This is a genomic window from Pseudonocardia sp. P1, assembly GCF_000178675.2.
Lineage (GTDB): Bacteria > Actinomycetota > Actinomycetes > Mycobacteriales > Pseudonocardiaceae > Pseudonocardia.
Genome location: NZ_ADUJ02000001.1, coordinates 3,031,150 through 3,043,942 on the forward strand (window position 1 = coordinate 3,031,150; position 12,793 = coordinate 3,043,942).

15 protein-coding genes are annotated in these 12,793 nt (G+C 73.3%); 5 read left to right on the top strand and 10 right to left on the bottom strand.

The window, feature by feature from the left end; translation table 11 throughout:
• Positions 1–55 precede the first annotated feature (55 nt).
• Positions 56–1,081: an NAD(P)-dependent alcohol dehydrogenase gene (locus tag PP1_RS13680; protein WP_029239903.1), complete on the top strand. Its 1,026-nt coding sequence runs from the start codon at positions 56–58 to the stop codon at positions 1,079–1,081.
• Positions 1,078–1,647, top strand: a complete 570-nt coding sequence (locus tag PP1_RS13685; RefSeq protein WP_010240411.1) for a hypothetical protein — start codon at positions 1,078–1,080, stop codon at positions 1,645–1,647. The genes PP1_RS13680 and PP1_RS13685 overlap by 4 nt, the downstream gene beginning before the upstream one ends.
• A 113-nt stretch (positions 1,648–1,760) precedes the next feature.
• Here the strand turns inward: PP1_RS13685 and PP1_RS13690 are convergent, their stop codons facing one another.
• From PP1_RS13690 to PP1_RS13700, 3 genes are read right to left on the bottom strand one after another with little or no spacing between them, the layout of a single operon-like run.
• Positions 1,761–2,507, bottom strand: a complete 747-nt coding sequence (locus PP1_RS13690; RefSeq protein WP_010240408.1) for a hypothetical protein — start codon at positions 2,505–2,507, stop codon at positions 1,761–1,763.
• Positions 2,504–3,403, bottom strand: a complete 900-nt coding sequence (locus PP1_RS13695) for an ABC transporter ATP-binding protein (RefSeq protein ID WP_010240405.1) — start codon at positions 3,401–3,403, stop codon at positions 2,504–2,506. The genes PP1_RS13690 and PP1_RS13695 overlap by 4 nt, the downstream gene beginning before the upstream one ends.
• Positions 3,400–3,762, bottom strand: a complete 363-nt coding sequence (locus PP1_RS13700; RefSeq protein WP_010240402.1) for a GntR family transcriptional regulator — start codon at positions 3,760–3,762, stop codon at positions 3,400–3,402. The genes PP1_RS13695 and PP1_RS13700 overlap by 4 nt, the downstream gene beginning before the upstream one ends.
• Positions 3,763–3,881: 119 nt before the next feature.
• Here PP1_RS13700 and PP1_RS13705 point away from each other — a divergent pair, with 119 nt between their 5' ends.
• Both PP1_RS13705 and PP1_RS13710 read left to right on the top strand, forming a co-directional pair.
• A complete protein-coding gene (locus tag PP1_RS13705; RefSeq protein ID WP_010240399.1) occupies positions 3,882–4,223 on the top strand; it encodes an ArsR/SmtB family transcription factor in 342 nt (113 codons plus the stop codon).
• On the top strand, positions 4,220–4,717 hold the full coding sequence (locus PP1_RS13710) for an SRPBCC family protein (protein ID WP_010240397.1): 498 nt from the start codon (positions 4,220–4,222) through the stop codon (positions 4,715–4,717). The genes PP1_RS13705 and PP1_RS13710 overlap by 4 nt, the downstream gene beginning before the upstream one ends.
• Before the next feature lie 121 nt (positions 4,718–4,838).
• On the opposite strand, the gene PP1_RS13715 is transcribed toward PP1_RS13710, so the two are convergent.
• Positions 4,839–5,447 (bottom strand): hypothetical protein, encoded by a 609-nt coding sequence (locus tag PP1_RS13715; protein WP_075313944.1) that lies wholly within the window; start codon positions 5,445–5,447, stop codon positions 4,839–4,841.
• A gap of 103 nt (positions 5,448–5,550) precedes the next feature.
• On the opposite strand from PP1_RS13715, the gene PP1_RS13720 reads away from it, so the two are divergent.
• On the top strand, positions 5,551–6,240 hold the full coding sequence (locus PP1_RS13720; RefSeq protein ID WP_075314938.1) for a TetR/AcrR family transcriptional regulator: 690 nt from the start codon (positions 5,551–5,553) through the stop codon (positions 6,238–6,240).
• A gap of 12 nt (positions 6,241–6,252) precedes the next feature.
• Here PP1_RS13720 and PP1_RS13725 read toward each other — a convergent pair whose 3' ends face one another.
• The 6 genes from PP1_RS13725 to PP1_RS13750 all read right to left on the bottom strand — a co-directional run bounded on the left by PP1_RS13725 (position 6,253) and on the right by PP1_RS13750 (position 12,648).
• Positions 6,253–6,948: a hypothetical protein gene (locus tag PP1_RS13725; RefSeq protein WP_060574086.1), complete on the bottom strand. Its 696-nt coding sequence runs from the start codon at positions 6,946–6,948 to the stop codon at positions 6,253–6,255.
• Between the two features lie 17 nt (positions 6,949–6,965).
• Positions 6,966–7,964 (bottom strand): ATP-binding cassette domain-containing protein, encoded by a 999-nt coding sequence (locus PP1_RS13730; protein WP_139316975.1) that lies wholly within the window; start codon positions 7,962–7,964, stop codon positions 6,966–6,968.
• 155 nt (positions 7,965–8,119) lie between these two features.
• The gene (locus tag PP1_RS13735) at positions 8,120–8,758 is read right to left on the bottom strand and encodes a DedA family protein (protein WP_212592092.1); all 639 of its coding nucleotides are present in this window, start codon (positions 8,756–8,758) and stop codon (positions 8,120–8,122) included.
• 70 nt (positions 8,759–8,828) lie between these two features.
• Positions 8,829–9,125, bottom strand: a complete 297-nt coding sequence (locus PP1_RS13740; RefSeq protein WP_010232566.1) for a Dabb family protein — start codon at positions 9,123–9,125, stop codon at positions 8,829–8,831.
• 93 nt (positions 9,126–9,218) lie between these two features.
• Positions 9,219–11,393, bottom strand: a complete 2,175-nt coding sequence (locus tag PP1_RS13745; RefSeq protein WP_010232568.1) for a 3-hydroxyacyl-CoA dehydrogenase NAD-binding domain-containing protein — start codon at positions 11,391–11,393, stop codon at positions 9,219–9,221.
• Positions 11,394–11,427: 34 nt separating this feature from the next.
• Positions 11,428–12,648, bottom strand: coding sequence for an acetyl-CoA C-acetyltransferase (locus PP1_RS13750; protein ID WP_010232569.1), 1,221 nt, complete (start codon positions 12,646–12,648; stop codon positions 11,428–11,430).
• Between the last annotated feature and the right edge of the window lie 145 nt (positions 12,649–12,793).

Below are 12,793 nucleotides of genomic sequence, written 5' to 3' on the forward strand. Positions count from 1 at the left end.
GCCTCCCGCCGCGAGCGCGTTGCCGGGCGGGTCGCCGCGTGCCACCGTCGTCGTCGTGATCGCGTCCGCCGAGGTGCCCGAGTCGATGCGGTGCAGCGTGCTGCGCGCCGCCGGTGACCTGGAGGTGCGGCAGCGGGCGGTGCCCCACCCCGGGCCGCGCGAGGTGCTGGTCCGGGTGGGCGCGGTCGGCACCTGCGGGTCCGACGTGCACTACTTCCGGCACGGCCGGATCGGCGAGTTCGTGGTGCGCGAGCCGCTGGTGCTCGGGCACGAGCCGTCGGGACGGGTCGTCGCCGTCGGTCCCGGGGTCGACGCCGCCCGGATCGGCGAGCGGGTGTCGCTGGAGCCCGGCGTCCCCTGCCGGCGCTGCCGGTACTGCCACACCGGTGCCTACAACCTGTGCCCGGACATCGTCTTCTTCGCGACGCCGCCGGTGGACGGCGCGTTCGCCGAGTACGTCACGATCGCCGACGACTTCGCCCACCCGGTGCCCGACCACGTGTCGGACGACGCGGCCGCGCTGCTCGAACCGCTCTCCGTGGCGATCTGGGCCAACCGGAAGGCCGGGACCGGCCTCGGGTCGCGGCTGCTCGTCGCGGGGGCCGGGCCGATCGGGCTGCTGGTCGCCCAGGTGGCCGCCGTGCAGGGCGCGGCCGAGATCCTGGTCAGCGACCCGGACCCGGTGCGCCGCGAGCTCGCCCGCGCGTTCGGTGCGACGGCGACGCTCGACCCGGCCGCCGACGCCGTGTCCACGTCGGACGCCGTCGACGCCTTCGTGGACTGCTCCGGCGTCGCGCCCGCGGTGGCCGCCGGGCTGCGCGCCGTGCGGCCCGGCGGGACGGTGGTGCTGGTCGGCATGGGTGCCGACGAGATGACGCTGCCGGTCTCCGCGCTGCAGTCCCGGGAGATCGTCCTGACCGGCACCTTCCGCTACGCCAACACCTGGCCCACCGCGGTGCGCCTCGCCGCGTCCGGGTCGGTCGACCTGGACCGGCTGGTGACCGGGCACGTCGACCTCGACCACGTCGGGGAGGCGCTCGACCCCGGGCCGTCCCAGGTGAAGATCATGGTCCGTCCGTGACCCCTGCCGTACTGGCTGCCCGGCCGGGCTGGGAACGGCGGGCCGCCGCCCTGGTGCGCTCCGCCCCGGCGGGACCGGCCGGGAACCGGCTGGTCACCGTCGACGGGTTCTCCGGCGCCGGGAAGACCACCCGCTCCGGCGAGCTGGCCCGCGAGCTGGGGGCGCCGCTGCTGGAGATCGAGGACCTCTGCCCCGGCTGGGCCGGCCTGCCCCGTGCGCCGGAGCTGGCCCGGCACGGGATCGGCGAGCCGCTCGCGGCCGGGCGGACGCTGCGCTGGACGTCGTGGGACTGGGAGCGCGACCGGCCCGGGCCGGAGCGGGAGCAGCCGCCGGCGGCCGTCGTCGTGCTGGAGGGGTGCGGGGCGGGCGCCGCGCCGCTGGCACCGGTCACGTCGCTGGTGGTGTGGGTGGACGTGCCCGCGGACGTCCGGGAGGAACGGCTGCGGGCACGTCCGGACTGGCCGCTGTACCGGCCCCACCGGGACGGGTGGCGGCGTGCCGAGGAGGAGCTGGCGGCGGACGGCCGCACCCGGGAGCGGGCCGGCCTGTTGCTGGTCGACCCTTGACGACACACGTCCGCGGCCCGGCACCACCCCCCAGGAGGCGCCGGACCACGGAGCGCGGAGCGCCCGAGTTCGCACGGATCGCGGATCGGCCGGGTTTCCGCCCGGCCGTGGTCTCAGGGCCGCGCGCGGCGGACGACCAGGTACCCACCCGCCGTCGCGACGGCCGCGAGGATCAACGGCCAGCCGGCCATCAGCACCACGGTGGGGGTGTCGACGAAGAACCGGCCGAAGGCGACCCAGGCGTCCTGCCAGGTCACCGTGACGACCACCGCCCCCAGCGCGAGCACGATGCCGACCATGACCGCCCACACCCCGACCTGGCCCCAGCGGCGGAAGACCGCGCCGATCGCGACGAACACGAGCGCGATCGTCAGCAGCGGCACCCAGTAGGTCACGACCTGCAGGAGGACGTTCTGCTCGGGCATGAACGTCATCGAGAAGAAGTCCATCCCGATGCCCCAGCCCGCGGTGGCCCGCTCCAGCTCCAGCAGCACGGTCAGCGCGACGGCGTGCACCAGCGTCTCCGCGGCCAGCAGCAGGCAGATGCCCGCGTAGAAGTGCTTGCGGGTGAGACCCAGGCTCAGCGCGAACGGCATCACCTGGGTCATCGCGGTGAGGTAGAAGCCCCCCACGATGAAGAACAGGGCGGAGACCGCGCCCGTCGTGCCCGCGCCGGCGTCGTCGACGTTGGCCCGGATCGTCCACCAGATCGCGAAGTTCACCGCGAAGATGGCGGCCAGGATCAGCCACGGTCCCCCGACCCGCTCCCGGACGTCGACCATGTTCATCCGCAGGGCCGCGCCGATCCGGCTCGTGCCGGTGACGGGCCGCTCGGGCGCGGTGGTGACGGCGGCGGTCATGACAGGACCTCCCGGTCGGTGCGGGCCCCGTCGACGCGGGGCCCGGCGTTCAGCTGCGTGGTGCGGACGACGAGCTGCTGCAGCGAGACCGGCTCGAACTGCAGGTCCGGCTCGGCCCGCTCCGGGCGGGCCCCGGAGAGCGTGACCCGCAGGAACCCGCCGAGCTGCTCGCGGTGGAGCTCCACGTGCCCGCGGGCGAAGCGCTCCACCGGCTCGACCGGCCCGGTGACGGTGACGGCGCGCCCCCGCAGGTCCTCAGCGTCGGAGTCGATCAGCACGCGGCCCTGGTCGATCAGCACGACGTGCTCGATCAGGTCGGACACCTCGTCGATCAGGTGGGTGGACAGCACCACCGTGCGGGGGTGCTCGGCGTAGTCGGCGAGCAGGCGGTCGTAGAACAGCTGCCGGGCGACGGCGTCGAGACCGAGGTAGGGCTCGTCGAAGAAGGTCAGCGGGGCCCGCGAGGCGAGCCCGACCACCACACCGACCGCGGACTGCTGGCCGCGGGAGAGCTTCTTGCAGGCCCGGTTCGCCGGCAGCCCGAACTCGGCGACGAGCTGGTCGGCGAAGGCCTGGTCCCAGTGCGGGTAGACGGACGCCGCGGCGCGCAGGGCGTGCCGGACCTTGTAGGCGTCCGGGTACTTCAGCGACTCGCGGATGAAGCAGGTGCGGGCGAGGACCGGGGCGTTCTCGTAGGGCCGCTCGCCGAAGATCTCCGCGGTGCCGGACGTCGCGAAGTTCTGCGCGGTGAGGATCTGCATCGCGGTGGTCTTGCCGGCGCCGTTGCGGCCGAGCAGGCCGTGGATGCGGTTCTCCTCGAGCGTGAAGCTCACGTCGTCCAGTGCGGTCACGTCGCCGTAGCGCTTGGACACGCCGTGCATCGCGATCACGCTCATCGCTCGTCCCCCCAGACGTCGATCATCTTCTTCAGCTGCTCCGGGTCGAGCCCGATCTTGCGTGCCTCGGTGACCAGCGGAGCGATGTACCGGCGGGCGAAGTCCTCCCGCCTGCTCTCCAGCAAACGGGTCCGCGCCCCTTCGGCCACGAACATCCCGATCCCCCGTCTCTTGTAGAGGACACCCTCACTGACCAGCTGGTTCAGCCCCTTCGCCGCGGTCGCCGGGTTGATCCGGTGGAACGCGGCGAGCTCGTTGCTGGACGGGACCTGGGTCTCCTCGGGGTAGGTCCCGTCCACCACCGCGGAGGTGATCTCCCCGGCGATCTGCACGAACAGCGGGCGGCCGTCGTCGTTCACGGCGACCTCCCGGTGTTGTAGTGCGGTGGTTCATTACTCATGTAATGAACCATAGAGCCGAAGAACCTCTCCGTCCAGCCGGCCTTCTATTTCCGTCGTGTCTTATATAAGCTGCGACCGTGCACGCGTTCGACGTCCTGGGCGACCCCGTCCGACGCCGGATCCTCGAGCTGCTGGCCCGCGGCGAACACACCGCGGGCGGCGTCACCGAGGTCATCCGGGCCGAGTTCGGGATCTCCCAGCCTGCCGTGTCGCAGCAGCTGAAGGTGTTGCGGGAGAACGGATTCGCCACCGTCCGGGCGGAGGGGACGCGGCGCATCTACGCCGTCGACCAGTCCGGGGTGGACGACGCCGGGCAGTGGCTCGACGGGCTGCGTGCCTTCTGGTCGCAGCGCCTCGACGCACTGGACACCGAACTCGCGCGCAGCCGTCGTCACCGCCGGAAAGGGACCTCCGCATGACCGCGACACCCGGAACCGTGACCCGCGATCCCGACGGACGGGCACGGCTCACCTTCCGCCGCACGTTCCCCGAGCCCGTGGACGACGTCTGGTCGGCGATCACCGATCCCGGGCGGTGCGCCCGCTGGTTCGGCACCTGGACCGGCGACGCCCGGCCCGGCGGGACCGTCCGGCTCAGCCTGACCAGCGACGAGGACGGTGGTGGCCCGCCGTCCGACGCCAGGATCGTCGTCTGCGAGCCGCCGCACGAGCTGGCCGTGGAGATCGCCGAGGAGTCGGGGCCGCCGTGGGAGCTGGCCGTCTCCCTCACCCCGGACCCGCCGTCGGGGACCGTGCTCGTGTTCGAGCACGTGCTGCCGGACGGGTTCTCCCCCGCCGACGCCGGGCCGGGCTGGCACTGGTACCTCGACCGGCTCGCCGCGACCCTCTCGGACTCGGCGATGCCCGACTGGGAGCAGACCCTGGCCGCGACCGGCCCGCACTACCCCCGCTGAGCCCGCCACCCGGGACGTCGGGATGCACGGTACGGCCCCGCCGAGGGCCGTACCGTGCAGCTCGATCGCGCGGCCTGCGGGCGGGCCCCGGCGCGGCCTGTCGGCTTCAGGTGCTGCGGGGTCAGGCCGGCGCGGGGGCGGGACGCGCACGCGTCCGCGTGGCCGCCGCCAGGAGCAGGCAGCCCGCCGCCAACAGGACGCCGTGGGCGATCCGCACCCCCGGTGCAGCGAAGAACTGCGGCAGGTACAGCACCAGAGCGGCCGCGAACACGCCCGCCGCGGCCACCGGGACGGTGCCGCCGCTGCGCCGTGCCGCGACCAGCACCGCGACGCCCGCCGCGGCCAGCGCGAGCAGGCCGGCGGCGAACGTCGTCACCGCCCAGGGGTCCATCCGGATCGCCTCGCCGACCGCCACCGCGTCCGGGCCGGTGAGCCGGCCCAGCGCGAACGCCTCGGCGCCGTAGTAGGGCAGCACCAGCGCCGCCCCGGTCCCGGCCGCCACGACGGCGACCCGGGCCGCCCGCTCCCCCGTCGTGCCGTGCAGCCGCTGCCGCACCGCGACCAGCCCCGGGACGAGCAGCACGAAGCCGAGCACCCCGAGCAGGTGCGACGGCACCCACCACGGCTGCGCCCAGACCTGCGGGCCGTCCACGTACGGGCGCAACGCCGGGTACGCCGCGAACGCCACCCCCGCCACGCCGAGTGCCACCGCGCCACCGTTCCGCACCATCCCGCATCCCCTCTCCCGAACGACGAGAGCAATGCTCTCCTCTCGGAGCGCCAATCGCAAGAGCGGTGCTCTTGAATGTGACCGGTGGTCTACGGTGGTGCGGATGAACGCCTCCCGCACGGCCCGCGAACGGGCCCGCACCGAGCTCGTCGCCGAGATCACCGCGGCCGCGCGGCGGCAGCTGGCCGAGACCGGGGCCGCCGCGCTGTCGATGCGCGCGGTGTCCCGGGAGATCGGGATGGTGTCGTCCGCGCTGCACCGGTACTTCCCGACCCGCGACGACCTGCTCACCGCGCTGATCGTGCAGAGCTACGAGGCCCTCGCCGGCGCCGTCGGCCCGGCCGCGCGCGCCGAGCCGGACCCCGCGGGCCGCTGGCGGGCGATCGCCCGCGCGGTGCGCACCTGGGCACTGGCGCACCCGCACGAGTACGCGCTGATCTACGGCTCCCCCGTCCCCGGCTACCGGGCGCCCGCCGAGACCGTCCCGTCGGCCGCCCGGGTGATCGCCCCGTTCGCGGAGCTGCTCGCCGACGCGCACGCCGCCGGCACGCTGCGGGTGCCCGCGGACACCGCGTCCGCTCCGGCGGGCGACGCCGCGCGGCTGCGGGACGCGCTCGGGACCCCGGACCTGCCCGACGCCGCGCTCCTGGCCGGCGTCACCGCGTGGACCGGCGTGTTCGGGCACGTCTCGTTCGAGCTGTTCGGCCAGTTCGAGAACGTCCTCGAGGACCGCGACGCCGTCTTCGAGGGCACCGTCGAGCGCCTCGGCCGCCTCGCCGGGCTGGTCCCCTGACCGCGGGCGCCCTCAGGAGCCGGGCCGAATCCGCTCCACCAGCGCCGACCACGAGTCCCGCCAGGACGCGAACCGCCCCTGCTCGACCCGCACCACCAGGGTGAGCGCCGCGACCGCGACGAGGACGGCCAGCAGCAGGTCGCCGAACGGGCCCAGCCCGCCGCGCCCGTTGCCCAGCGACGCCGCGGCCGTCCCGACCGGCGGCAGCCAGGAGCTCGTCCCGGTGACCACCAGGACCGTCAGGGCGGCGACGAGCGCCACGCCCTGGCTGCGGAACAGCGGCCGCGCGAACACCGACCCGACGGCGGCGCCGGTGATCCCGCAGGCCAGGTGCGCCAGCAGGCCGTCGAGCAGGCCACCCGTCGTCGCCGTGCCCCAGGCGGCGACCACCCCCCACACGACGGCGACGAGACCGAGCGCGGCCACCCCGGCCGTCGCCGCCAGCAGCACCCCGGCGGCGACCGGCAGAGGCCCGCCCGCGGCGGACAGCGTCACGGTGCGGGCGGTGTCGTCCTCCGTCTCGGCGACCGCGTGCGCCAGCCAGGCACCCACCGGGTACAGCAGCAGGGCGCTCGCCGCCCACGGCTCCGGGAGCGGCCCGGGTGCCCCGCCGAAGAGGATCGCGAGGAAGCCGACGTAGAGCACGGCGGGCGCGATGAACCGCTCGGACCGCGCGACGTCCTCACCCAGCAGCATGGCCACGGCCACGGCGGAACGGGCCCTCCTCACCACGCGGGCCCCCGTGCGCCGCGGCGCGGGCGCGCGGCGCGGTGGGCCTCGGCGTAGGGGGTCCGGTCGGGCTGCGGCGCCGCCCCGGGGCCGTCGCCCACCGGGCCGGACGCACCCCTCGGCGTCCGGCCGGAGGGCGCGCCGTCCCGGGGCCGCTCGGTACGGACCGGGCGCACGGACCGGACGGCACATCCGGCGGAGAGGGCGGCGGCGAGCCAGGCGTCGGCCTCCGGGGCGGGCACCCGCACGGTGAAGCGGCCCGGGGCGGCGCCCTCGACCCGCGCCGGCGGCAGGACCTGCTCGATCAACGGGCGAGGATCGCCGGCGCACGCCAGGTCGATCCGCATCATCGCGCCGGGTGGCGGCGCCGCCGGCAACGGCACCGACTCGGGATCGGCGTCGGTCGCGATCCGGCCCTCCCGGAGCCGGTGCACCCGTGCCCCGGGCAGCTCGAGGGCGGTTCCGGTGTGGTCGGTGACCAGGGTCGCCCCGGTGCGGCCGGCGAGCAGCCGGGTGAGGGCGTCGGCGGCGTCGTCGTCGAGGCCGGACCAGGGCTCGTCCAGGACGAGCGCGCCCGGGTCGCACACCAGTGCCTGGACGAGGCCGATCTTCTGGGTGTTGCCCTTGGAGAGCTCGGCCATCGGCTCGTCGTCGTCACCGTCGTAGCCGAGCTCGGTGAGCAGCTCGTCGGCCCGGTCGAGGAGGTCGTCGGGCTCGAGCCCGCGGACCCGGGCGAGGTGGTCGAGCCAGCGCCGCGGCGGGATCTTCATCGTGGCGGGGAACCGGTCGGGCAGGTACCCGACGACGGCGGGCCGGTCCTCGACCGCACCCGCGGTGGGCACCACGGCGCCTGCGGCGATCCGCAGCAGGGTCGACTTCCCCGCGCCGTTCCCACCGCGCAGCACGGTGGCGACGGCCGGGTCGACGTCCAGGTCGACACCCCGCAGCGCGACCGTCCCGGACGCATGGGTGTGGTGGATGCCGACGAGGCGCACGACCACCTCCACCTGTCCGACGGCTCCGAGTTCGCCGATCAGGTTCGCACAGCACGACGGACGGGCTCCCAGCCGGTAGCACAGCGCTGCACGCCGTGGTGGGACCGGCACGCAGGGCGTCCGGATTCACCCGCCCGTCGCAGCGGGCCGTGTACTCAGCGCGGCGCTGCGTCGGCCTCCTCCACCCCGCCGCGGGCGCGACGCTGCCGGACCTTCCGCCAGACCAGCCACACCAGGACGAGCGCGCCGGCCACCGCGACGACCTTGCTGATCGGCGACATGTAGCCCTCGACGACCTCCCAGCGCTCCCCGAGCGCGAACCCGAGGTAGACGAACAGGGCGTTCCACACGGCGCTGCCGAGCGTGGAGAGCGCCGTGAACCGGGACAGCGGCATCCCGGCGATGCCGGCCGGGATCGAGATCAGGCTCCGGACGATCGGGATGCACCGTCCCCCGAGCACGAACCAGCTGCCGTAGCGCTCGAAGAGGACGAGTCCCTTCTCCAGGTCCTTCTGGCTGGAGAGGACGAACCAGCGCTTCCCGGCGAGGGCGTGCACCCGCTCGAAGCCCAGCCACGACCCCAGGGCGTAGAGGACGAGCGCACCGGCGACGGCGCCGATCGTCGCGGCCGCCCAGACCCCGATCGGGTCCATCGCGCCGGTCGACGCACGGAACCCGCCGAGCGGGAGGATGACCTCCGACGGGATCGGCGGGATCACGTTCTCCAGGAAGATCAGCAAGCCGATCCCGGCCGCGCCGAGCCGGTCCACGATGTCGAACACCCATTGCGTCACGCCCACCATGGTGCATGTCCGGCGAACCGGACATCGTCCGGGATCACCCGGAGTGACTCCCGGACCCGCGTCAGCCGGGCAGCCGGAACTGGATCCGCTCGATCGAGGTGCACAGCGGGGCGACCATCTCGCGTCGGATCCGGTTGTGCTCGTCGTCGGCGTCGTAGATCCGGTACGACTCCTCGTCGGGCAGGTCGAGGGTCAGCACGAAGTGTGCGTTGCCCTCGCGGAGCCCCAGGTCGAGACCGGCCATGAGGTCCAGGTCGAGGCCCTCGACCTCGAGGTCGCGCAGCGCCTGCAAGCCCTTCTCGATCTCCGCGGGACCGACCCCGTCCTTCAGCCGTCCCACGACCACGTTGCGGATCATCCGCCGACCCTACGACGGCCGGGACGACCCCCGCGACGACACCGAGGCCCCGCCGGCCAGGGTGCCGGCGGAGCCTCGGTGGGCGGAACGGGATCAGGCGGCCGCGGTGGCCGACTCCCCCTTCGCGGCACGGTCACGCAGGCTCTGCGGGACGTCGAACCGGTCGCCGTAGGACGCCTTGAGCTCGTCCGCGCGCGCGACGAAGCCGGCCGGGCCACCGGGGTAGCCCTCGATGTACTGGAGCACGCCACCGGTCCAGGCCGGGAAGCCGATGCCGAAGATCGAGCCGATGTTGGCGTCGGCCACGGTCTCCAGCACGCCCTCGTCGACGCAACGCACGGTCTCGATCGACTCGATGAACAGCATGCGCTCCGACAGCTCGTGCAGGTCGACGTCGTGGTTCGTCGCGCCGAACTGCTCGCGCAGGCCCGGCCAGAGCCCGGCGCGCTTGCCGTCGGAGTACTCGTAGAACCCGGCGCCCGAGCTCTTGCCCTTGCGGTCGTACTCGTCGAGCATCCGGTCGATCACCGCGTCGGACGGGTGCGGGGTCCAGGTGCCACCGGCGGCCTCGACGCCCTTCTTCGTCTCCTCGCGGATCTTGCGCGGCAGCGTCAGGGTCAGCTCGTCCATCAGCTGCAGCACCGGTGCCGGGTACCCGGCCTGCGACGACGCCTGCTCGATCGTCTGCGGGTCGATGCCCTCGGCGATCATCGCGACGCCCTCGTTGATGAAGGTGCCGATCACGCGGCTGGTGAAGAACCCGCGGGAGTCGTTGACGACGATCGGCGTCTTCTTGATCCCGAGCGTGAGGTCGAACGCCTTGGCCAGGGCCTCGTCGTTGGTCCGCTCGCCCTTGATGATCTCGACCAGCGGCATCTTGTCCACCGGCGAGAAGAAGTGCAGGCCGATGAAGTCGTCCGGCCGGTCGACGCCCTTCGCGAGCTCGGTGATCGGCAGGGTCGAGGTGTTCGAGCACAGCAGCGCGTCCGGCTGGATGTGCTTGGCCGCCTCGCGGAACACCTCCTGCTTGAGCTCGACCGACTCGAACACGGCCTCGATGACGACGTCGCAGCCGGCGAGATCGGCGTAGTCGTCGGTCGGGGTGATCCGGCCGAGCAGGGCGTCGCCCTTCTCCTGGGTGGTCTTCCCGCGGGAGACGCCCTTCTCGACCAGGCTCTGCGAGTACGCCTTGCCCTTGTCGGCGGCGTCCTTCGAGACGTCCTTGAGGACGACGTCCCAGCCGACGAGCGAGCAGACGTAGGCGATGCCCGCACCCATCATCCCGGCGCCGAGCACGGCGACCTTGGTGGGCTGCCACTTCTCGGGGCCGTCCGGGCGGGACTTGCCGCCGTTGATCGCGTTCAGGTCGAAGAAGAACGCCTTGGTCATGTTCTTCGAGACCTGGCCGGTGACGAGCTCGGCGAAGTACCGGCCCTCGATCCGCAGCGCGGTGTCGAAGTCGACCTGGGAGCCCTCGACGGCCGCGGCCAGGATGTTGCGCGGGGCCGGCATCGGGGCGCCCTTGAGCTGCTTGCGCAGGTTCGCCGGGAAGGCGGGCAGGATCGAGGCCAGCGACGGGTTCGACGGGGTGCCGCCGGGGATCTTGTACTTCGGCTTGTCCCAGGGCTGCGCGGCCTCCGGGTTCGCCGCGATCCACGCCTTGGCCTTCGCCAGCACCTCGTCGGGCGTGGCGGCCAGCTCGTCGACGATCCCCAGCTCGAGGGCCTTGGCCGGCTTGTGCCGCTGGCCCTGCGCGAGGACGTTCATGAAGCCGTTGGCGATGCCGAGCATCCGGGTGATGCGGGTGACGCCGCCGCCCCCGGGGAGCAGGCCCAGCGAGACCTCCGGCAGGCCGTAGACGACGCCCTTGACGTCGATCCCGACCCGGTGGTGGCACGCCAGCCCGATCTCCAGGCCACCGCCGAGCGCGGTGCCCGCCATCGCGGCGACGACGGGCTTGCCGAGGGTCTCCAGCTTGCGCAGCTGGGCCTTGACCTCGGTGACGTTCTCGAACACCTGGGCGCCGTCGTCCGGGCCGGCGGACGAGAGCTGCTCCAGGTCGCCACCGGCGAAGAAGGTCTTCTTCGCCGAGGTGACGATCACGCCGGTGATGTCGTCCTTCGCGGCGACGAGCTCGTCGACGACCTCGCCCATGGCCGCCTTGTAGCGGTCGTTCATGGTGTTGGCGCTGCGGCCGGGGTCGTCGAGGGTGACGATCGCGATCCCGTCCGCGTCCTTCTCCCAGCGGACGGCCTTCTGCTCACTCACTGTGATTCGTTCCTTCCGAAGTCCGCTGCCGGTCTCACACACGCTCGACGATGGTCGCGATGCCCATGCCGCCGCCCACGCACAGCGTGGCGAGGCCACGGCGCAGGTCGCGGCGCTCGAGCTCGTCGACCAGGGTGCCGAGGATCATCGCGCCGGTGGCGCCGAGCGGGTGGCCCATCGCGATGGCGCCGCCGTTGACGTTGGTCTGCTCGGCCGAGATGCCCATGTCACGCATGTAGCGCAGGGCGACCGCGGCGAACGCCTCGTTGATCTCGAAGAGGTCGATGTCGTCGACGGTGAGGCCGGCCTTGGCGAGCGCCTTCTTCGACGCCGGTGCCGGGCCCGTCAGCATGATCGTCGGGTCGGCGCCGGACAGCGCGGTGGCGACGATCCGGGCCCGCGGGGTCAGGCCGTTGGCCTTCCCGGCCGCCTCGGTGCCGATCAGCGTCAGCGCGGCGCCGTCGACGATGCCCGACGAGTTCCCGGCGTGGTGCACGTGGTCGATCTGCTCGACCCAGTGGTACTGCTGCAGCGCGACGGCGTCGAACCCGCCGTCGCGGCCCATCATCTCGAACGACGGCTTCAGCCCGCCCAGGCTCTCCAGCGTGGCGCCGGCCCGCACGTGCTCGTCGCGGTCGAGGATCGTCAGACCGTTGCGGTCCTTCACCGGGACCACCGAGTTGGCGAAGTACCCATTCGCCCACGCCTTGGCGGCGCGGGTCTGGGACTCGACGGCGAAGGTGTCGACGTCCTCGCGGGAGAAGCCCTCGAGGGTGGCGATCAGGTCGGCGCCGATGCCCTGCGGCACGAAGCCGGTCTCGTAGGCGGTGTCCGGGTCCATCGCCCAGGCGCCGCCGTCGGAACCCATCGGCACGCGGCTCATGGCCTCGACGCCACCGGCGACGACCATCTCCTCCATGCCCGAACGCACCTTCTGGGTGGCGGTGTTGACCGCCTCCAGGCCGGAGGCGCAGAACCTGTTGAGCTGCACACCGGCGACGGTGTCGGGCAGACCGGCGGCGATGGCGGCGGTCTTGGCGATGTCACCACCCTGGTCGCCGACCGGGGAGACGACGCCGAGCACCAGGTCGTCGATGACGGCCGGGTCGAGCTCGGGGTTGCGGGCGCGCAGCTCGTCGATCAGACCGACCACCAGGGAGATCGGCTTGACCTCGTGCAGCGAGCCGGAGGCCTTGCCCCGGCCGCGCGGTGTGCGGATCGCGTCGTAGATGTAGGCCTCGGGGATCTCGCTCATCCGAACCTCTCGTGGGTGGTCGGGCGCTGGGGTCCAGCGCGAGGCGCGACGGGCGCCGTCGCCTCCTACTTACCGGTAGCTTTTGTTACAGCAGCACTGTCACATGGTCAAGGCGCACGCCCGAGTATGTGACAGCATCGATGTC

Excerpts from the sequence above, each read along its gene's own strand:
- PP1_RS13690 (WP_010240408.1), bottom strand. The coding sequence starts at position 2,507 with ATGACCGCCGCCGTCACCACCGCGCCCGAGCGGCCCGTCACCGGCACG.
- PP1_RS13695 (WP_010240405.1), bottom strand. The coding sequence starts at position 3,403 with ATGAGCGTGATCGCGATGCACGGCGTGTCCAAGCGCTACGGCGACGTG.
- PP1_RS13710 (WP_010240397.1), top strand. The coding sequence starts at position 4,220 with ATGACCGCGACACCCGGAACCGTGACCCGCGATCCCGACGGACGGGCA.
- PP1_RS13715 (WP_075313944.1), bottom strand. The coding sequence starts at position 5,447 with ATGGTGCGGAACGGTGGCGCGGTGGCACTCGGCGTGGCGGGGGTGGCG.
- PP1_RS13720 (WP_075314938.1), top strand. The coding sequence starts at position 5,551 with ATGAACGCCTCCCGCACGGCCCGCGAACGGGCCCGCACCGAGCTCGTC.
- PP1_RS13740 (WP_010232566.1), bottom strand. The coding sequence starts at position 9,125 with ATGATCCGCAACGTGGTCGTGGGACGGCTGAAGGACGGGGTCGGTCCC.
- PP1_RS13750 (WP_010232569.1), bottom strand. The coding sequence starts at position 12,648 with ATGAGCGAGATCCCCGAGGCCTACATCTACGACGCGATCCGCACACCG.